The sequence below is a fragment of the Mycobacterium sp. NGS45 genome (assembly GCF_059812645.1).
On record NZ_JCALDB010000014.1, the window covers coordinates 43,508 to 61,798 of the forward strand.

At 67.9% G+C, this 18,291-nt stretch carries 21 protein-coding genes and 1 pseudogene; 9 read left to right on the forward strand and 13 right to left on the reverse strand.

The window, feature by feature from the left end; all coding sequences use genetic code 11:
* Positions 1 to 108: 108 nt before the first annotated feature.
* The 9 genes and pseudogenes from AC5Y3P_RS14295 to AC5Y3P_RS14335 form a co-directional block, all read right to left on the reverse strand.
* A complete protein-coding gene (locus AC5Y3P_RS14295) occupies positions 109 to 1,116 on the reverse strand; it encodes an esterase family protein (protein WP_500046568.1) in 1,008 nt (335 codons plus the stop codon).
* Positions 1,117 to 1,393: 277 nt separating this feature from the next.
* Complete coding sequence (locus tag AC5Y3P_RS14300; protein ID WP_500046569.1) at positions 1,394 to 1,621, reverse strand: hypothetical protein; 228 nt, start codon at positions 1,619 to 1,621, stop codon at positions 1,394 to 1,396.
* A gap of 54 nt (positions 1,622 to 1,675) precedes the next feature.
* On the reverse strand, positions 1,676 to 2,890 hold the full coding sequence (locus AC5Y3P_RS14305; protein WP_500046650.1) for a low temperature requirement protein A: 1,215 nt from the start codon (positions 2,888 to 2,890) through the stop codon (positions 1,676 to 1,678).
* 118 nt (positions 2,891 to 3,008) lie between these two features.
* Positions 3,009 to 3,827, reverse strand: a complete 819-nt coding sequence (locus tag AC5Y3P_RS14310) for an ABC transporter permease (protein WP_500046570.1) — start codon at positions 3,825 to 3,827, stop codon at positions 3,009 to 3,011.
* A pseudogene (locus AC5Y3P_RS14315) lies at positions 3,817 to 4,572 on the reverse strand (ATP-binding cassette domain-containing protein); the annotation flags it as partial. The pseudogene AC5Y3P_RS14315 and the gene AC5Y3P_RS14310, both read right to left, overlap by 11 nt.
* Before the next feature lie 68 nt (positions 4,573 to 4,640).
* A complete protein-coding gene (locus AC5Y3P_RS14320; protein ID WP_500046571.1) occupies positions 4,641 to 5,093 on the reverse strand; it encodes a MarR family winged helix-turn-helix transcriptional regulator in 453 nt (150 codons plus the stop codon).
* Positions 5,094 to 5,381: 288 nt separating this feature from the next.
* Positions 5,382 to 5,873, reverse strand: coding sequence for a metallophosphoesterase family protein (locus tag AC5Y3P_RS14325; protein ID WP_500046572.1), 492 nt, complete (start codon positions 5,871 to 5,873; stop codon positions 5,382 to 5,384).
* A 4-nt stretch (positions 5,874 to 5,877) separates the two neighbouring features.
* On the reverse strand, positions 5,878 to 6,687 hold the full coding sequence (locus tag AC5Y3P_RS14330; protein WP_500046573.1) for an SDR family NAD(P)-dependent oxidoreductase: 810 nt from the start codon (positions 6,685 to 6,687) through the stop codon (positions 5,878 to 5,880).
* Entirely contained in the window at positions 6,687 to 7,289 is a 603-nt protein-coding gene (locus tag AC5Y3P_RS14335) for a TetR/AcrR family transcriptional regulator (RefSeq protein ID WP_500046574.1), read from the reverse strand. Before AC5Y3P_RS14335 ends, AC5Y3P_RS14330 begins: the two co-directional genes overlap by 1 nt.
* A 104-nt stretch (positions 7,290 to 7,393) precedes the next feature.
* Here AC5Y3P_RS14335 and AC5Y3P_RS14340 point away from each other — a divergent pair, with 104 nt between their 5' ends.
* The 6 genes from AC5Y3P_RS14340 (at position 7,394) to AC5Y3P_RS14365 (ending at position 10,866) form a co-directional block, all read left to right on the forward strand.
* Positions 7,394 to 8,635 carry a CoA transferase gene (locus AC5Y3P_RS14340; protein WP_500046575.1) on the forward strand — a complete coding sequence of 414 codons (1,242 nt, stop codon included), beginning with the start codon at positions 7,394 to 7,396 and terminating at the stop codon, positions 8,633 to 8,635.
* Positions 8,632 to 9,432 carry an acyl-CoA thioesterase gene (locus AC5Y3P_RS14345; RefSeq protein ID WP_500046576.1) on the forward strand — a complete coding sequence of 267 codons (801 nt, stop codon included), beginning with the start codon at positions 8,632 to 8,634 and terminating at the stop codon, positions 9,430 to 9,432. The genes AC5Y3P_RS14340 and AC5Y3P_RS14345 overlap by 4 nt, the downstream gene beginning before the upstream one ends.
* Before the next feature lie 54 nt (positions 9,433 to 9,486).
* A complete protein-coding gene (locus tag AC5Y3P_RS14350; protein ID WP_500046577.1) occupies positions 9,487 to 9,942 on the forward strand; it encodes a MaoC family dehydratase in 456 nt (151 codons plus the stop codon).
* A 49-nt stretch (positions 9,943 to 9,991) separates the two neighbouring features.
* On the forward strand, positions 9,992 to 10,258 hold the full coding sequence (locus tag AC5Y3P_RS14355; protein ID WP_500046578.1) for a DivIVA domain-containing protein: 267 nt from the start codon (positions 9,992 to 9,994) through the stop codon (positions 10,256 to 10,258).
* A 91-nt stretch (positions 10,259 to 10,349) separates the two neighbouring features.
* Positions 10,350 to 10,496: a DUF1059 domain-containing protein gene (locus AC5Y3P_RS14360; protein ID WP_500046579.1), complete on the forward strand. Its 147-nt coding sequence runs from the start codon at positions 10,350 to 10,352 to the stop codon at positions 10,494 to 10,496.
* Positions 10,497 to 10,572: 76 nt separating this feature from the next.
* Positions 10,573 to 10,866, forward strand: coding sequence for a hypothetical protein (locus AC5Y3P_RS14365; protein ID WP_500046580.1), 294 nt, complete (start codon positions 10,573 to 10,575; stop codon positions 10,864 to 10,866).
* A 6-nt stretch (positions 10,867 to 10,872) separates the two neighbouring features.
* Here the strand turns inward: AC5Y3P_RS14365 and AC5Y3P_RS14370 are convergent, their stop codons facing one another.
* The 3 genes from AC5Y3P_RS14370 to glgX form a co-directional block, all read right to left on the reverse strand.
* A complete protein-coding gene (locus AC5Y3P_RS14370; protein WP_500046651.1) occupies positions 10,873 to 11,952 on the reverse strand; it encodes a glycoside hydrolase family 183 protein in 1,080 nt (359 codons plus the stop codon).
* Between the two features lie 64 nt (positions 11,953 to 12,016).
* Positions 12,017 to 12,445: a DUF2834 domain-containing protein gene (locus AC5Y3P_RS14375; protein WP_500046581.1), complete on the reverse strand. Its 429-nt coding sequence runs from the start codon at positions 12,443 to 12,445 to the stop codon at positions 12,017 to 12,019.
* Positions 12,445 to 14,610 (reverse strand): glycogen debranching protein GlgX, encoded by a 2,166-nt coding sequence (gene glgX / locus AC5Y3P_RS14380; RefSeq protein ID WP_500046582.1) that lies wholly within the window; start codon positions 14,608 to 14,610, stop codon positions 12,445 to 12,447. The genes AC5Y3P_RS14375 and glgX overlap by 1 nt, the downstream gene beginning before the upstream one ends.
* A 249-nt stretch (positions 14,611 to 14,859) precedes the next feature.
* On the opposite strand from glgX, the gene AC5Y3P_RS14385 reads away from it, so the two are divergent.
* Together AC5Y3P_RS14385 and AC5Y3P_RS14390 are read left to right on the forward strand one after the other, a co-directional pair.
* On the forward strand, positions 14,860 to 15,651 hold the full coding sequence (locus tag AC5Y3P_RS14385; protein WP_500046583.1) for a lysophospholipid acyltransferase family protein: 792 nt from the start codon (positions 14,860 to 14,862) through the stop codon (positions 15,649 to 15,651).
* On the forward strand, positions 15,651 to 16,178 hold the full coding sequence (locus AC5Y3P_RS14390) for a hypothetical protein (RefSeq protein WP_500046584.1): 528 nt from the start codon (positions 15,651 to 15,653) through the stop codon (positions 16,176 to 16,178). The genes AC5Y3P_RS14385 and AC5Y3P_RS14390 overlap by 1 nt, the downstream gene beginning before the upstream one ends.
* A 17-nt stretch (positions 16,179 to 16,195) precedes the next feature.
* Here AC5Y3P_RS14390 and AC5Y3P_RS14395 read toward each other — a convergent pair whose 3' ends face one another.
* Positions 16,196 to 16,825 (reverse strand): TetR/AcrR family transcriptional regulator, encoded by a 630-nt coding sequence (locus AC5Y3P_RS14395; protein ID WP_500046585.1) that lies wholly within the window; start codon positions 16,823 to 16,825, stop codon positions 16,196 to 16,198.
* Positions 16,826 to 16,932: 107 nt separating this feature from the next.
* On the opposite strand from AC5Y3P_RS14395, the gene AC5Y3P_RS14400 reads away from it, so the two are divergent.
* Entirely contained in the window at positions 16,933 to 18,279 is a 1,347-nt protein-coding gene (locus AC5Y3P_RS14400) for a cytochrome P450 (protein ID WP_500046586.1), read from the forward strand.
* Positions 18,280 to 18,291 lie beyond the last annotated feature (12 nt).

Sequence of the window (18,291 nt, forward strand, 5' to 3'; positions counted from 1 at the left end):
CCGACAAGCCATCTATCGACGCAGCGTTTCAGCAAGGGAGAACTGGCTTTTCGGCGGCACCAACGACCGTGGCCCCCGCCGAAGCGGGGGCACGAGTCGGGGGAGTGCTCAGACCGCGGGTGCGGCGCCGTTGAGCGTGCGCTGCAGATCGGGGACCATCTGCTGCAACTGCTGGCCCCAGTAGCTCCAGGTGTGCGTCCCGTTGGCGGGGAAGTTGAACACACCGTTGGTGCCGCCGTTGGCAATGTAGTTGTCCCGGAAGGTGATGTTGGTGCGCAGGGTCAGGCCCTCCAGGAACTGTGCGGCGAGCAGGTTGCCGCCATTGGCGCCGGCATCCAGCTCCGACGGGGTGCCGGTGCCGCAGTAGATCCAGATCCGGGTGTTGTTGGCCACCAGACGGTTGATGTTGACCATCGGGTCGTTGCGCTTCCAGGCCGGGTCACTCGACGGGCCCCACATGCTGGTGGCGTTGAAACCGCCCGCGTCCTGCATCGCCAGCCCGATCAGCGTCGGCCACCAGCCCTCGGACGGGTTCAGGAAGCCGGACAGCGAAGCGGCGTAAGTGAATTGCTGCGGATGCCAGATCGCATAGGTCAGCGAGGCGCTACCGGCCATCGACAGACCGACCGCGGCGTTGCCGACCGTCGAGACGCCCCGGTTGGCGGCCAGCCAGGTCGGCAGCTCGTTGGTCATGAACGTTTCCCACTTGTAGGTGTAGTCCTGACCGTTGCCCTGCGAGGGCTGGTACCAGTCGGTGTAGAAGCTGGACTGACCGCCCACCGGCATGACCACCGACAGACCCGAGCCGTGGAACCACTCGAAGGCCGGCGTGTTGATGTCCCACCCATTGAAGTCGTCCTGGGCGCGCAACCCGTCGAGCAGGTAGACCGCGTGCGGTCCGCCGCCCTGGAACTGGATGCGGATGTCACGTCCCATCGAGGCGGAGGGAACGTCGAGGTACTCGACGGGCAGCCCCGGACGTGAGAACGCCTCGGCGGGTGCCGTCTCACCGACGGTGCCGGCCAGGCCGGGTAGCACGGCGGCCGCCGCGGCGACGACCGTCAGCCGGCGCAGGGTCACCTTCGCCGAACCGCGCAACTTCTCTACGAACTTCACGACTGCACTCCTCCATCGTCGTAATTACAACCGTGTGTTACTCAAGTGACGTAAGTGAATCATGTGATTCCCCGGTCTCAGGCGTCGAAACCGCAGGTGGGAATCGCGGTTGGCTAACGATTGGGTGACGCGACAGCACCCGATTCGTCACCGCGTCGTGACCGACGGCGGGCGTGTCACGAACGCCCGGGCTGGGTTCGCGGGGCCGTGGACGCAGGTCAGATCGGTCCTAGCAGGATCGCGCGGGGCAAGCGTCACGATTGCACGCAGCGCCGGGTCAGGCCGGGGCCGCCGTGGGCCGCCAGTTGCGGCCGAACCACGGTGGGAAGTGCCAGACCTCGGCGAACGCGTCCATCAGATCAAGCGATCTGGTGGTGCGGGCTCCGGCCACCGTGCGGACCTCGACACCGGTAGGCGAGGGGAGGTGGTGCTCCTGCGTCACGATCCCGACGCACGGGCCGCCCGCGAGCGCCGCCGAGAGGAACTCTTCCACTGGATCTGCCACCGTCGCTTCACCTGATTCGTTCGAAGGTGTTGTAGGACCGGCGCGGCGCACCGATCATGCTTCGTCGGACAGTACGGCGTCGATGACCTCGGTGGCGCGACGATGGCCCACCAGTTCGTAACCGACCACCACGACGGCCGGCGCAGCGGTCAGCACCAACAGGCAGACCGGCATCGAGACCCCGGCGTGCGCCAATGCGATCGCGGCCGCGATCACCGCGGCGCTGCCGGTGAGCAGCAGCGCGTGGAAGACGTCGAACCCGCCCACCAGGTAGGCGTACATCGCAAAGACGGTCAGCAGGTAGATGCCGACCGGCACCGCGACGGTCATCAATGTGTCCGCGGCATTCAACTGCGAGTGATGTTCGAGGTGGTAGGCCGCGACGTGGAGCCCCGCGCCGGTGGCCACGATGGAGCCGAAGATCACGATGCTGCCGTAGCCGAACCCGAACGCGCGGTTGCGTTTCGCGTGCAACATCGGCGCGGCCGGAACCATGAAGTACACCCACCACAGGCCGAACGTCAGCGCGATGCCGGCGAGGGCAACCAACCCGGCGTCCAAGCTCCAGCCCTGTTCCTCCAGCACCGCCGATAACGAGGCCACCGTACCCACCACGCCTTCGCCCAGCGCGATGATCACCAGCAGGCTGTAGCGTTCGGCGAGGTGGTGGGCATGCCAGGGCGTGCGCCCGATCCGGGTCTCGGCGATCCACGGCCCCAGGAACTCGACTCCGACCAGGACCGCATAGATGGCCATCGTGGTGGGCACCGAGGTCGGCAGGAAGATCGACGCGATCCAGCCGATCTGGGCGACCGTGGTGGCGGCCGCGTAGGTCAGGCAGGTGGCGCGTCGTCGCGGATCCTGGTGCGCGGCGCGTAACCACTGCAGCACCATGGCGATTCGCATCAGCACGTAGCCGCCGACGGTCACCCGATTGTCGACGTGCTCGCCGGCCGCGATCGAGTCGTAGAGCGGTGCGATACCCAGCGCCAGCACGACGACGCCGCCCATCTGCAGCATCGTGGTCAGCCGGTAGCCCCAGTCGTCGGTGTCGTAGGCCGAGGCGAACCAGGTGAAGTTGATCCAGGCCCAGCACACTCCGAACGTCGAGAAGATGAATCCGGCGACCCCGGCGCCGACGTGGTTGTCGGCAAGCAGGTGCGCCAGCTGCGCCGCCGAGACGCCGAACGCCACCACGAAGGTCAGGTCGAACAGCAACTCCAGCGGCGTTGCCACCCGGTGTTCCTCATGTGGATCCCGGCCGGACATCCGCCGGGTCCGGTGCGTCGCGTCGGCGCGGTGTCGGGCGTCGGACGAAGGATCGGTCACTGCGACATCATCGCACCTGGGCGCGGTCTGTCAGGTCGAACAGATCGAGGGCGGAGTTTCACCGCACCAGTCGTTTGAGCAGCGCGGAGGCCGCGAAGACCCCGATGACCGCCGCCAGCACCAAGACACCGACGTCGACGAGGTAGTTCGCCGGGGTGCCCAAGAGCAGTCCGCGCAGCGCATTGACTTCATAGCTGAGCGGATTGACCGCGGACAGCCAGCGCACCCAGGTCGGCATGATGTCCACCGGGTAGAGCGCATTGGAGGCAAAGAACAGCGGCATGGTGATCGCCTGCCCGATGCCCATCAGCCGGTCCCGGTTGCGCACCAGCCCGGCCAGTGTCATCGACAGGCACGCGAAGAACGCCGCACCGAGCAGCACCACGATCAACGCGGCCAGGATCCGCAGCGGGTTCATGTTCAGCTGCACCCCGAGCAGCAGGGCGATCACCAGCACACCGATCACCTGCGCCATCGAGCGGATGCCGGCGGCAAATGCCTTGCCCGCCACCAGTGCCGACGCCGGGCTCGGTGTCACCATGAGTTTGGCCAGGATGCCCGCGTCGCGGTCCCAGACGATCTGGATGCCGTAGAAGATCGAGATGAACAGCGCGGACTGCGCGATGATGCCCGGGGCCAGGAAGGCCAGATACGACACCTCGCCGGTGTCGATGATGCGCAGATGCGCGAAGGTCTGCCCGAAGATCAGCAGCCACAACGCCGGCTGCACCATCCGGGTGAGCAGTTCGGTGCGGTCGTGCCGCAGCTTCTGAATCTCGACCAGCGCGAAAGTGCCGGTGCGACTGAGCAGTCCGGTTATCCGGCGCCAGCCGCGCGGGGCACGGGCCAACTTCGGTGTGCTGGTCTCAACTGACACGGCGAGCAACCCTTCGGGTGGAACGGATCTCCTGCAAGCGGCGTACCGAGGTGTCCTCGGTCAGATCCGAGCCTGCGTAGTGCCGGAACACGTCTTCCAAGCTGGCACCTTGACCCACCGCGGATTTGAGTTCATCGGGAGGACCGACGGTCTGCAGTCGGCCGCGGTGCAGCAGCGCCACCCGGTCGCACAGCGCGTCTGCTTCCTCCATGTAGTGCGTGGTCAGCAGCACCGACATGCCGAAGTCGTCCTGCATCTGCTGCACCTGCGACCAGACGCTGTCGCGGGCGATCGGATCCAGGCCCACGGTGGGTTCGTCCAGGATGAGCAGTGCGGGCTGGTTGACCAGTGCTTGCGCCAACTCCAGGCGGCGGACCATGCCGCCGGAGTAGGTGCGGGCCAATTCATCGGCGACGTCGAGCAGGTTCATCGCGGCCAGCGCATCGTCGACGCGGGACCGCCGTTCCCGGCGCGGGACGTCGTAGAGTCGAGCGAACCATTCCACGTTCTGCCGGCCGGTCAGTGCCGGTTCGATCGAAAGCTGTTGTGGGACATACCCGATGTTGTAGCGGACGTCCATGGTCTGGCCAGAGGCGTCCAGGCCGAAGATGAAGACCTGACCGTGCTGCACCGGCGTCAGCGTGGTCAGCACCCGCACCGCGGTGGTCTTGCCGGCGCCGTTGGGGCCCAGCAGGCCCAGGGTTTCGCCGCGGTGCACGGTCAGGCTCAGGTCGTCGACGGCGACGAAGTCGCCGTAGCGGTGGGTCAGGTTCCGGCAGTCGATCGCCAGATCCTGGCTCGTGTCGGGGGTAGTCATGTTGGCCTTTCGGAAAGGATCCGGGTCAGCTTTCGCAGCACGTGTAACCCGGCGGTGAGATCGGCAATCTCGTCGGGTTCGAGCTCACCGAGCACCTCGGCGAGTGCGGTGCGCCGGGCCGCGCGGGATGCGTCGGCGATCTGCTGAGCCGGCTCGGACAATCGCAACCGGCCCACCCGGCGGTCGGCCGGATCGGCCTCGCGCAGGATCAGGCCCTCGCCGCCGAGTTTGGTCACCAGGGTGGATGCGGTGTTGGCGGCCAACCCCAGTTCGGTGGCGGCCGCGCTGACCGAGATGCCGGGGTTGCGCCCGATCAGCCGGACCAACTCGACCTGCGACTCCGACAGCCCGGTGCCGTCGAAACTGCGTCCGGCGGTGCGGCGCAATTGCCGCCGGAACCGCCGAACCGAGTCGAAGACTTCGCCGCTCAGGTCGATGAGGGTGCCCACCGGCCAGATATTACCTCTGTTGCAGAGGTATCGCGTCGGGACTACTGTCGCTGTCGCTGTCGCTGCCGGTCTCGGGGCGACTGCCGCTGCCGCTGCCGCTGCCGGTCTCGGGACGACTGCCGCTGCCGCTGCCGCCGCTGGTCTCGGGACGACTGCGGTTTCATCCGCGACACGCCGTGGCAACCGTATGAAAACGCAGGCGCGACAGCCTGGGGCGGCGGGGGAGCGGCGCGACAGCCTGGGGCGGCGGGGGAGCGGCCCAACAGCCCGGGCCGCGGCGCGGAGTCGTCAGAGTCGGTGCAACACCACGTCCGACAACACCCCGTCGGCCAGCTGCGAGGTCATGTAGGTGCAGTGCGGTTGCCGCCGCCGGTCGGTCGGCGAACCGGGGTTCAGCAGCCGTAGCCCACTCGCAGTCGTGGTGTCCCACGGGATGTGGCTGTGGCCGAAGACCAGCACGTCGGTGTCCGGGTAGCGCCGCGACATCCGGAGGTCGCGCCCAGAGCTGGCCCCAGTCTCGTGCGTCACGGTGAACCGCACCCCGGCCAAGGTGGCGTCGGCACGCTCGGGCAGTCGCGCCCGCAGGTCGGGACCGTCGTTGTTGCCCCAGCAGGCCAGCAGTCGCGCCGAGCGGGCCGCCAGTGCATCCAGCAGCGCCACGTCCACCCAGTCGCCGGCGTGGATCACCACGTCGGCGCGCTCCACCTCGTCCCACAGCACCGCCGGCAGATCCCGCGCCCGCTTGGGCACGTGGGTGTCCGACATCAACAGCAGACGCACCGGCTCACCTCGGTGGCCCGAGCACGTAGTCGCCGGAATCCGGATGGTGATACCAACCGGCGGCGGCTTCGGTGCCGCCGTCGACGTGCAGGGTTTGTCCGGTGATGTAGGCCGACAGGTCCGAAGCCAAGAAGACCGCCGCGCCGGCCAGGTCATCGACGTGACCGGGCCGACCCAGGGGTACCACCTGCGCCAGGCGCGGATTGTCCTCGGTCATGCCCAGTGCCATCAGTCCCTCGGTCAACGTGATGTCAGGTGCCAGCGCGTTGACCCGGATCCGGTGCGGAGCCAATTCCAGTGCGGCCGTTTGGGTGTAGTTGATCACCCCGGCCTTGGCCGCGGCGTAGGCGGCATACCCGGGGGCGGCGCGCCGGCCCTCGATCGAGGTCACGTTGATGATGCTGCCCGACAGTTCGGCCGCCACCAGCGCCCGTGCCACCCGCTGGGTGCACAACAGCACATGGCGAAGGTTGCTGCGGTACAAAGCATCCCAGCCGTTCTCGGTGGTCTCCAGCAGTGGTGAGGAGAAGACGCCGCCGGCATTGTTCACCAGGATCGACGGGGTGCCGAGCTCGGCGACGGTCTGGGTCAGCGCGGCGTCCACCGCATCGGCGTCGCGCACATCGGTGACGATGCCCAGCGCGTCCATCGAATCGGCAGCTGTCGCGCAGGTTTCGGCGTCGCGTTCCCAGATCGCCACCCTCGCACCGAAGGACCGCAACCCGGCGGCGATACCGCGGCCGATACCGGCACCGGCCCCGGTGACCACGGCCACCCGGTCTGACAGCGAGATCTGCTCCGGCGCGATCGCCATCAGGTCGCCTCTGCACCGATCGCGGTCAGACAGAACGCCACCAGATGTTCGACGGTCTGCGGGTCGGGTTGGGATGCCGCGGTGGTGCTGCGCCGCAGCAACCCGGCCACGGTGGTGAACAACGCGTCGGCGTCGCGCTCGGGATCGGCCGAACCCAGCTTGGTGATCGGCTCGATCAACAGATCCCGCATCGGAGCGGTCAACTGGCCACCGGTCGAGGAGACGTACTGGTTCAACACCGCGCGACTGCGGGCCGCGCGCCGGGGTTCACCGACTTGGGCCAGCGCACCGATGATCCAGGCGCGCAGCTGCTCGGACGGTTGGTCGTGCTGGCTCATCTGCCGGGCGAGGTACGCCGTGGTGATTGCCACTCCGCGTTCCATCACCGCCAACAACAGCTCGTCCTTACCGGCGAAATAGCGGTAGAACGCGGCGTTGGAGGTGCCGGCCGCGGCGACGATGTCGCTGACCTTCGGGGCGGCCGGCGCGGACTGCTCGATCACGGTCAGCGCCGCGGCGAGGATCTTCTCCACCTCGACGACGGCCTCACGCTGCCGCGCATCCAGCGCGCGTCCGACGGCCGCATCCACCCGAGATCCCACCAGGGCAGGATAGGCGGGATGGTGGCCGCTGCGTCACCTGTCCGGGTCCGGCTGGTTGACTTAGGGCCGACCACCACGCTGATTCGATCACCTGGGAGCAGTCGATGAGCGAAGCGCCGAACCCGTCCCGACCGCTGGCCGGGGTGCGGATCGTCGAGATCTCCAGCTTCGTCGCGGTGCCGTTGGCGGGCATGACGCTGGCCCAGTTGGGCGCCGACGTGATCCGGGTCGACCCGGTCGGCGGGGCCGCCGATTACCGGCGCTGGCCGCTGACCGACGACGGTGCCAGCATCTACTGGGCCGGTTTGAACAAGGGCAAGCGCTCGGTGGCCGCCGACCCGCGCTCACCGGAAGGTCAGCAGCTGGTGCAGCGCCTGATCACCGAAAGCGGTCCGAACGGCGGCGTGCTGATCACCAATATCGCTGGGCGGGACTGGCATTCGTTCGACACCCTGGTCGGCGCACGACCGGACCTGATCCACCTCGAGGTCTCCGGCCGCTCTGATGGTGGCACCGGGGTGGACTACACCGTCAACGCCGGCGTGGGTTTCCCGCTGGTGACCGGCCCGGCGACGACGGCCGGCCCGGTCAACCACGTGTTGCCGGCCTGGGATGTGGCCTGCGGTTTGTACGCCGCGCTCGGAATCACCGCGGCGCTCCGGCACCGCGACGCCACCGGCGCCGGCGCGCGGATCCGACTGCCGCTCGAAGACGTCGCGCTGGCCACCGCCGGCAACCTCGGATTCCTGTCCGAGCCGATGCTCACCGGCGGGCAGCGGGAACGGCTGGGCAACTCGCTGTACGGCCAGTACGGCCAGGACTTCGTCAGCGCCGACGGCGTCGCGTTCATGATCGTCGCGTTGACCGGTCGGCACTTCCGCGACCTGACCGAACTGACCGGCACCGCCAAGGCAGTGAGTGCATTGGCCGAAGCACTGGACGCCGACTTCACCGACGAGGGTCAGCGGTACCGGCACCGACAGGCGCTGAGCGGCCTGTTCAGCGTGTGGTTCGCCGAGCACACCGGCACCGAGATCGCCGCCGGGTTGGCCACCACGTCGATCCTGTGGGAGCGCTACCGCACCTTCACCGAGGTGGCCGGCGACCCGAAAGTCACCGACAATCCGCTGTTCTCGGCATTGCACCAACCCGGCATCGGTGACTATCTGGCGCCGGGCCTGCCGCTGTCGGTCGACGGCGCCCACACCGCGCCGGTCCCGGCGCCCACGCTGGGCGATCACACCGCCGAGGTACTGGCCGAGCGACTCGGACTCGACGCCGACGAGATCGACAAGCTGACCGAGGCCGGGGTGGTGGCCGGACCGGCGGAGCCGTCGTCGTCGTGAGCGCACTGGGCGACCTGCTGGACTTGCAGGCCGGCGGCGACGACGTCTGGACCGCAACCGGACACGGCCCCAGCGGCAAGCGTGCGTACGGCGGCCAGTTCCTGGCGCAGACGATGGCCGCGGCGGCGCGCACCGTGCCCGAGGCGGCGCTGCCGACCAGCCTGCACGTGCAGTTCCTGCGCGGCGGGGACCCGCAGCTGCCCACCGCCTACGCCGTGGAACGCAGCTACGACGGCCGCACCGCAATGACCCGACGGGTACTGGCCCACCAAGATGCGCGGCTGCTCAGCACGGCCACTGCGTCGTTCGCCGTGCCGCTGCCCGGTCCGGCGCACGGCCGTCGGGAACTGCCTTGTGACCCAGAACGATTGGCCCGCACCGGTCCGTCCGGCCCGGCGCCCGGCCTGCCGCTGGACGAACTCGACATCCGGATCGCCGACGACGGCGAAGGCACCGGTTTTGTGCGCCGGTTGTGGTGGCGGGCCACCGTGCAGCTGCCGGCACATCCGCTGGCGCATCTGTGCGTGGCGCTGTTCGTCAGTGACATCTATCTGCTCGATCCGGCGCTGCGGGTGCACGGGCACGCCATGGTCGATCGCACCCACCGCAGCGGCACCACCGACGCCGCGGCCTGGTTTCACCGCGACATCCGCGCCGACCGCTGGAACCTGCTGGAGTCCCGCTCACCGGCGGCCGCGCGGGGCCGGGGACTGGTCACCGCCACCCTGGTGGACGACGGCGGCGAGGTTTGCGCGACCATCGTGCAGGAGGGTCTGATCGCCAACCGGGACAGTTGAGCACGGCTGGCCAGCAGCACAACGAGTTCGAAACCGATCCAAGGAGGAGATGACATGCGCAAGTTCACGTCGGCCGCGGAACTGGTGGCAGCCAAGGGCGAGCAACTCGGCACCAGCGAGTGGCTCACCGTCACCCAGGAGGCGGTCAACCAGTTCGCCGACGCCACCGGTGACCACCAGTGGATCCATGTCGACCCGGAGCGCGCAGCCCAGGGCCCGTTCGGTGCCACCATCGCGCACGGCTTCCTGACGCTGTCGCTGCTGCCGGTGTTGATGCACCAGATGTACACCGTCGAGGGCATCAAGCTGGCGATCAACTACGGCCTGAACAAGGTGCGGTTCCCGGCGCCGGTGCCGGTGGGTTCCAAGGTGCGGGCCACCAGCACCCTGACCGATGTCGAGGACCTGGGCAACGGTGCGCTGCAGCTGACCGTGTCGACCACCATCGAGGTCGAAGGTGGCGGCAAGCCGGCCTGCGTGGCCGACAGCATCCTGCGCTACATGTTCTAGCCCGATTCGTGCGCGCGGCGGTCAGTGCCGGCACCTAAGCTCAATACCCATGGGAGTCATGCTGACCGCCGCCGACGTGCAGGCCGCGCGGTTCTCCAGACCGCCGATCGGCAAGCGCGGTTACCGGGAAGAGGACGTCGACGAGTTCCTCGAGTCGGTGGCCGACGCCCTGGAAGGGCGGGCGCAGATGACCGCCGAGGACGTCGACCAGGTGGCCTTCCGCAAGCCGAAGGCATTTCACCGCGGCTACGACGAGGACCAGGTGGACGGGCTGCTCGACGACATCGCCACGACCTTGCGGGCCCGGCGCCGCTGACCGTTCGCCGGACCCCTCGCCCGAGGGGCATGAGCAGACGGGGCGGCGCCCCCTCTACCGTCGGCGCGCGCGGTCGGGTAGACACATATCCATGAAGACGCATCTGAACTGTCCGTGTGGCGAGTCGATCGTCGGGACCGACGAGGACGACTTGGTGGAGAAGACGCAAAAGCACCTCGCCGAGAACCATCCCGGCCACGAGTACAGCCGCGACGAAATCCTGTTCATCGCCTTCTGAGCCGGCCAGGCGCCTGTTGAGGCGAGGCGGCCAAAGTTTTCGTCGGACACCGCCGACGGCTCCTACACTCGACGGCGTGAGTGATTACGACGATCCCGGGCCGGACCAGACGTTGAGTCCTAGTGAGTCCTTGGATTCCGATCAGGTCCGCAACGACGACGGCGACATCGTCGTCGATCCACCCGAGCGCTGGATCGACCCCAAAGAAGACGAGTCGCTGGACCAACGGCTGGCTGCCGAGGAACCCGACGTACCGCCACGCGGTGCGGCCGGTGACCGTCCGGCGCGCCGGACCCGCGGCCAGATCGACGGCACCCCGGAGGACGGCGAATCGTTCTTTCAGGTGGTCGACGACGACGAGCCGCGCTGACCGCTGCTACAGCTCGATCGGGCTCGCCGGGTCAGCGCCGCGGCGACCCGTGGTGTCGGCCAGCGTGCTACGGAACTGCATGACCTGATACGGCCAGCCGCGGTCGGTGTTCCACTGCGACACCAGCAGCCCGACGCCGCCCGCGGTGTCCAGCCGCGCGCCGGGCAACAGGTACCCGCCGTAGAGCTGGGCCACCCGGTTGTCGACATGACTTTCTTCGCCCCACCGGCATCCGGTCACCGGCAGCTGTAGCGGCGCATCCGCCAGCGGGCTGGTGGGACTGATCAACGCGCGGTAGCCCAGCGCGTACCGCGAGGCCAGGAAACCGCCGAGCACCCAGCTGCCGCGGCCCAACCGCCGAAACGACAGCTCGCCCCAGCGTTCCTCGGGCGGGCTGATCGGGCTGGGCTCGACACCCCAGCGGTACCCGCCGCGGCCCCGGCCCCAGCCCTGGTACCGCTGCGCGTCACCGATGTGTTCGGGACGCACCCGCCGCAAGATGATGCCCTTGTCGCGCTGGAAGCCGGTGGACACCACGTACACCCAGCCGTCGTCGGGCTCGTAGTCCCAGGACCACAGCTGCGCGTGCCCGCCGTGCAGATCCGCGGCGAACTTCGCGGTCTCGCCCATGTGCTGCCAGCTGATGCCGTTGTCGGCCGACGACCAGATCTCGGTCCAAATCACGTGCGGGAAACCACGATTGACGATTACGTGCAGGTACAGCATGTCTTCGACACGCAGCAGATCGGACGGCAACACGGTGCTGAACCCGCCATTGGCCCAGTGTGGCCCGTGATCGTGCAGGTAAAACCACAGTTGCTGCGCGTAATCCGGATCCGGGCCACCCGGACGTTCCCATCGGATCGGGGTGCGCGCATCACCGTGGCCGATCAGCACCACGGGGGACCGCCAATCCCCGCTGCCCACCCGGCGCCCGGCGAAGGTGTCTCCGAACACCGCGACCAGGGTGCCGTTCGGTGCCCGCACGCACGCACCGAGGTCGGTTGCGGTGACACCCCAGTGGTCGGTGATGCCGGGACCGGTCAGATCCGCGATCTTGCCGTCGCCGGTGGCACCCGGCGGCAGCGACTGTTGCAGATAGCGGCGGCCGGTCAGCCGCTGTAGTCCGGCACTGAGCCAGTTCACCGGATCAGCCCAGGTCGATCCAGATCACCGCGACCGCCACCGCCACGGTGGCCAACGCCAGCCCGACCCGGTCGAGGATCGGCAACGGCGGCAGCCCGGATGCTGGTTCGGTTTGGGCCAGCCGCAGTTCGCGGGCGATCAGGAACAGCGGGAAGGTGACGCTGATCGCGGTCAGCATGCTGCCCAGGATATAGACCCAGACGAACCGGATCCGATGCTTGCGGGCCTCGATAACCATGAAGACGAACAGCGCCAGACCCAGCACCAGGATGTCGGCGGTGATCGAGCGGGCCGCCGGGTTGACCCGCAGATCGGTGATGAAGCTGACCACGAAATCCGATTGGTACTGCAGATTTTGGCTCCAGGTCGCGACCAGGGCCGCGGCCGCGATCACCGCGTAGACGGTGCACAACAACTTGCGTGAGGTGGACATTAGTTCTCCCGCTTTTCCGGCGCCGGCTCGTCGATGACCTGTTGCAGCACCAGCAGCGCGCGGGCCGCCACCTGCCCGCTGCTGCCGGCCGCCAGCACGCTGTCATCCACCCCGTTGTCGGGGTGCGCGGTGTCGATCACCACCCGCCAGGATTCGCCGAAATCAGCGCTCGGCAACGTGAATTCGATCGGTTCGTAGAAGGCGTTGAAGCACACCAGGAAGGAGTCGTCGATGACACGTTGTCCGCGCGGGTCCAGGCCCGGGATACCGCGGCCGTTCAGGTACACCGCTATCGACTTGCCGAAACCGGAGTCCCAGTCGGCTTCGCTCATCTCGGTGCCGTCGGGCCGGAACCAGGAGATGTCCGGTAGGCCGGTGGTGTCGGGTTGCCGGATCGGGTGACCGGTGAAGAACCGCCGTCGGCGGAACACCGGGTGCTCGGCCCGCAATGCGGACACCTTGCGGGTGAAGTCCAACAGCGCGGTGTCAGCGGATTCCCAGTTCACCCAGGTGATCTCGTTGTCCTGGCAGTAGCCGTTGTTGTTGCCGCCCTGGGTGCGGCCCAACTCGTCGCCGTGGCTGATCATCGGGACACCCTGGGACAGCAGCAAGGTGGTCAGGAAGTTGCGCTGTTGACGCTGCCGCAGTCCGGTGATCGCCGGGTCGTCGGTAGGTCCTTCGACGCCGCAGTTCCAGGACCGGTTGTGGCTTTCGCCGTCGTTGTTGTCCTCACCGTTGTCCTCGTTGTGCTTCTCGTTGTAGGACACCAGATCGGCCAACGTGAAACCGTCATGGGCGGTGACGAAGTTGATCGAGGCCACTGGCCGCCGCGCGGTGTGCTCGTACAGATCGGCCGAACCGGTTATCCGGGACGCGAATTCGCCGAGACTGGCATCCTCGCCGCGCCAGAAGTCGCGCACCGTGTCGCGGTACTTGCCGTTCCACTCGGTCCACTGCGGCGGGAAGTTGCCGACCTGGTAGCCGCCGGGGCCGATGTCCCACGGTTCGGCGATCAGCTTGACCTGGCTGACCGTCGGATCCTGTTGCACCAGTTCGAAGAACGTGCTCAGTCGGTCCACATCGTAGAACTCGCGCGCCAGCGTGGCCGCCAGGTCGAAGCGGAAGCCGTCGACGTGCATCTCGGTGACCCAGTAGCGCAGTGAGTCCATGATCAGCTGCAGCGAATGCGGGTGCCGTACGTTGAAGCTGTTGCCGGTGCCGGTGTAGTCCATGTAGTACCGCTTGTCGTCGTCGACCAGGCGGTAGTAGGCCGGGTTGTCGATGCCGCGCATCGACACCGTCGGGCCCAGGTGGTTGCCCTCGGCGGTGTGGTTGTAGACCACGTCGAGGATCACCTCGATGCTGGCTTCGTGCAGTGCGCGCACCATGGTCTTGAATTCCTGCACCTGCGCACCCGGGGTGCTGTTGGAGGCGTACTTCGAGTCGGGCGCGAAGAAGCCGATCGTGTTGTAGCCCCAGTAGTTGGACAGGCCCTTGTCGATCAGGGTGGAGTCGTTGGCGAAGTGGTGCACCGGCATCAGTTCGATGGCGGTAACCCCCAGTGAGGTCAGGTGATCGATGATCGCCGGATGCGCGATCGCGGCGTAGGTGCCGCGGATCGACTCCGGGATGTCCGGGTGGGTTTGGGTCAGGCCCTTGACGTGCGCCTCGTAGATGACCGAGTCGGCGTACTCGTGCCGCGGTGGCCGATCCACACCCCAGTCGAAGTACGGGTTGATCACCACCGACTTCGGCATGCTTTCAGCGGAGTCGTCGTCGTTGCGGCCGTCGGGGTCGCCGAACGGGTAACCGAACAGTGACTGGTCCCAACCGAAGATGCCGTCGATGGCCTTCGAATACGGGTCGAGCAACAGTTTGTTCGGGTTGCAGCGCAAGCCGTTGGCCGGGTCGTGCGGGCCGTAGACGCGGTAACCGTAACGCTGGCCCGAAGCCACTCCGGGCAAGAAACCGTGCCAGACGAAACCATCGACTTCGGGTAGTTGGTAGCGGGTTTCGACTCCGTCGGCGTCGAACAGGCACAACTCCACCCGGTCGGCTACTTCGCTGAACACCGCGAAGTTGGTGCCCGACCCGTCGTAACTGGCACCCAGCGGATAGGCCTTGCCCGGCCAGACCTCGGTGGTCACCTCTGCTGAGCTGGTCACTGGCGGTCTTGGTTCCTTTCGTCGGGCCGCGTCCCGGGGGAACCGGCGTTGACTCACGGTAGCGACTTCCCGGCGGGGCCGCCCGCCACCGGCTGAATCCGCGCCAGTGAGTCACTCGGCTGTCCGCTGCGGCGGGGCGGCCACGCAGGGTCGGCCGTCCGACGTGTTTGACAACGGCGTCAAATGTGCATGCATGGCAACAGCAATGGGCGCACGATCGAGGGATCGTCGAGCACGAAGGTGGAGCAGGTGAGCGATCCGGAGATTTCGAAGTGGGATCCGGACTTCATCAAGAGGGTGATCTCCGGGCTCGATCCGGTGGTGCGCAGGTGGCACCGGCCCGAGGTCCGCGGCATCGAAAACATCCCGGCCGACGGTCCCGCACTGATGGTGGCGAACCACTCCGGTGGGATGTGGACCCCGGACGTCTTGGTGCTGGCGCCGGCGTACTACCGGCGGTTCGGTTACCGGCGGCCGCTGCTGACCCTCGCGCATTACGGCGTGTTGATGGGTCCGATGTCATCGATCATGAACCGGCTGGGTGTCATCGAAGCCCATCCGGACAGCGCGGCCGAGGCGCTGGCCGACGGGGCCGTGGTGTTGGTGTTCCCGGGCGGGGACTACGACGCCTACCGGCCCACGGCCGAGGCCAACACCATCGACTTCAACGGCCGCACCGGCTATGTCCGAACGGCGCTGCGTGCCGGTGTGCCGATCGTGCCGAGCGTGTCGATCGGCGGCCAGGAGACCCAACTGTTCTTGAGCCGCGGGCATCGGCTGGCCACATCGCTGGGGCTGAAGAAGATTCGGATGGAGATCTTGCCGGTCAGTGTGGGCTGGCCGTTCGGGGTCAGCATGTTGATCCCGCCGAACGTGCCGCTGCCCGCCAAGGTGGTCACCGAGGTGCTCGAGCCGATCTATCCCGAGGCGCAGTTCGGTCCGGATCCCGACGTCGACGAGGTCGACTTCTACGTCCGCTCGGTCATGCAGACCGCGCTGGACCGGTTGGCGCGGCAACGCCGGTTCCCGGTCTTGGGTTGATGACCGAACTACGGCTGCCGACCATCCCGCTGCGGCAGCGCGACGGACGTAGCTGCGGTCCCAGCGTGGCCATCGTCGGCGCCGCGCTGCTGGACCCGGACTACCGCGCGGCTCTGACCGACGCCGACTGGTTCGACGACGAGCAGACCCGGCTGCATCGGCGGCTCAACCGGATCTGGCCGCGTGCCCTGGGCACCACGCCGTGGGGCATGGTGCGGGCCTTGTCGCGGCACAGCGCGGTGGGCTACCGGTGGCGGCGGGCGGCCTGCCGCGGTGACCGATTGCTCGACGTGCGCGAGGCCGTGCTGTTGGGGTATCCGGTGGCAATGTTGGTGGGCCGCGTCATTCCGCGGCACTGGGTGCTGCTGATCGGCGTCCAGAACGCCGAATTCAGCTGCTATGAGCCATCTTCCGGGCAGCGGCGCCGGGTTTCGACGGCCGCGCTGCGCCGGGCCGAGCTGACCGGGGTGGGATTTCCACGCGCGTTCGGGTTCGTGCTGCCCAAGCTGCCCGGACCGCGGCGCTGAGCTGGTCTCGGTCGGACTCAGTCGGGTACCGGGCCGCTGCCGGTGATCAGGCCGATGCAGGCGGCGATCGCGGTATCGGTGATCTCGGCGATCTCTTCGCCGTCCTCCATGGTGTGCGCGGTGAGTTCGCGCAAACCGCCGAGCAGGATCAACGCGGTCGGCCGGGACACCGTGGTCAGGTTGGCGCGGCGGAAACCGGGGCTCGATGTGATGTCGACCAGCAGGTCGGTGAACCGGGCCATGCCGCGGCGCTGCACCGGCCGGGCCGCATAACCGAGCGCCGGAAACTCCCGGATCCAGGTCAAGGTGATGGCCGGCCTCGCGGCGATGGCGGCGACATAGGCCTGTACGGCCCGCTCGATCTGGGTGCGCCAATCGTCGTCGGGGTCGACCGCGGCCCGGATCGCCGAGATCATCCGCTGATTGTCCAGATCCAGCAGTTCCAGCAGGCAGTCGTCCTTGCTGGTGAAATGCGCATAGAAGGTCCGTTTGGAGGTCTTGGCCTGCCGAACGATGTCGGCGACGGTGGTGTCGCGATACCCGCGTTCGCTGATCGCCGCGGCCAGGCCGTCGAGCAACCGGGTCCGGTACGGATCTCGTGGCAGCGCCGGTTGCGCTGCCTCCGCGGTGCGGGCCGGGACCGCCATGGCACCTCCTCATCCACCCTTGCCAGCTGCTGGTACCGAGGAGTACCGTACTCCGCATGCGGTGGTACGTGCTGGTACCACCTTGCCGGAGTGATGGAGGCCTGCCCATGACTGAAACCGACCTCCCTCGGACCGAGCCCGCCGCGGCGCCGTCGGCACCCGCGCTGCGCATCCCGCCGTCGCCGCGGCTGCCCGCCCTGGTGCAGGGCATCGGGTATGCGCTGTGGCGACGGCAGATCGTGGGCCGGATGACCGCGCGCTACGGCGAGACCTTCATCTTGAGGGTTCCGGTGTTCGGTCGGATGGTCGTGGTCACCAGTCCGACCCTGGCCAAGCAGGTGTTCACCGCCAGCACCGACGACCTGGGCAACATCCAGCCCAACCTGAGCCGGATGTTCGGCCCGGGCTCGGTGTTCGCGTTGGAAGGCAACGAGCATCGGCGGCGACGCAAGTTGCTGACGCCGCCGTTCCACGGCAAGGCCATGCAGAAGTACGAGCAGATCGTCGAAGAGGAGGCGCTGCGCGAGATGGCGTCCTGGCCGGAAGGCCGGGAATTCGAAACCCTCGAGCCGATGATGCGGATCACGCTCAACATCATCTTGCGGGCCATCTTCGGCGCCGACGGTGCCGAGTTCGCGACGCTGCGCCGGATCCTGCCGCCCTGGGTGACCCTGGGCTCCCGGCTGGCCGTGTTGCCGTCGGCGCCGCGTCGGTTGGAGAACCGGGGGCCGTGGGGACGGCTGGCGCGCTACCGCAGCGAGTACGACGAAGTGGTCGGCACGCTGATCGACACCGCGCGCGCCGATCCGCATCTCGACCAGCGCACCGACGTGCTGGCGCTGCTGCTGCGCAGCACCTACGAAGACGGAACACCGATGTCGCGCAGCGAGATCGGTGACGAGTTGCTCACTCTGCTCGCGGCCGGACACGAGACCACGGCGTCCACCCTGGCGTGGGCGTTCGAGCGGATCTCGCGCCATCCCGAGGTGTTGGCGCGGTTGGCCGCTGAGGCCGACACCGACGGCAACGAGTACCGCGCCGCGACGATTCTGGAGGTGCAGCGCAACCGCACGGTGATCGACTTCGCCGGCCGACACGTGCTGGCGCCGGTGTTCGAGTTGGGCAAGTGGCAGATCCCGCGTGGCTACTCGCTGACCGTGGCGATCGGCCAGGTGCACCAGAACGCCGAGGAGTTCGTCGACCCGCAGCGGTTCGACCCGCAGCGTTTCATCGGCACCCGGCCCAATGTGTATGGCTGGATCCCGTTCGGCGGCGGCACCCGCCGCTGCGTCGGTGCCGCCTTCGCCAACATGGAGATGGACGTCGTCCTGCGCACCGTGTTGCGGCACTTCACGATCCAGACCACCGACGCACCCGGGGAGAAGTGGCACTCCCGAGGTGTGGCGTTCACGCCCAAGCGCGGCGGCCGGATCACGGTGCGGCGGCGCAAATAGCCCGTGGCAGGA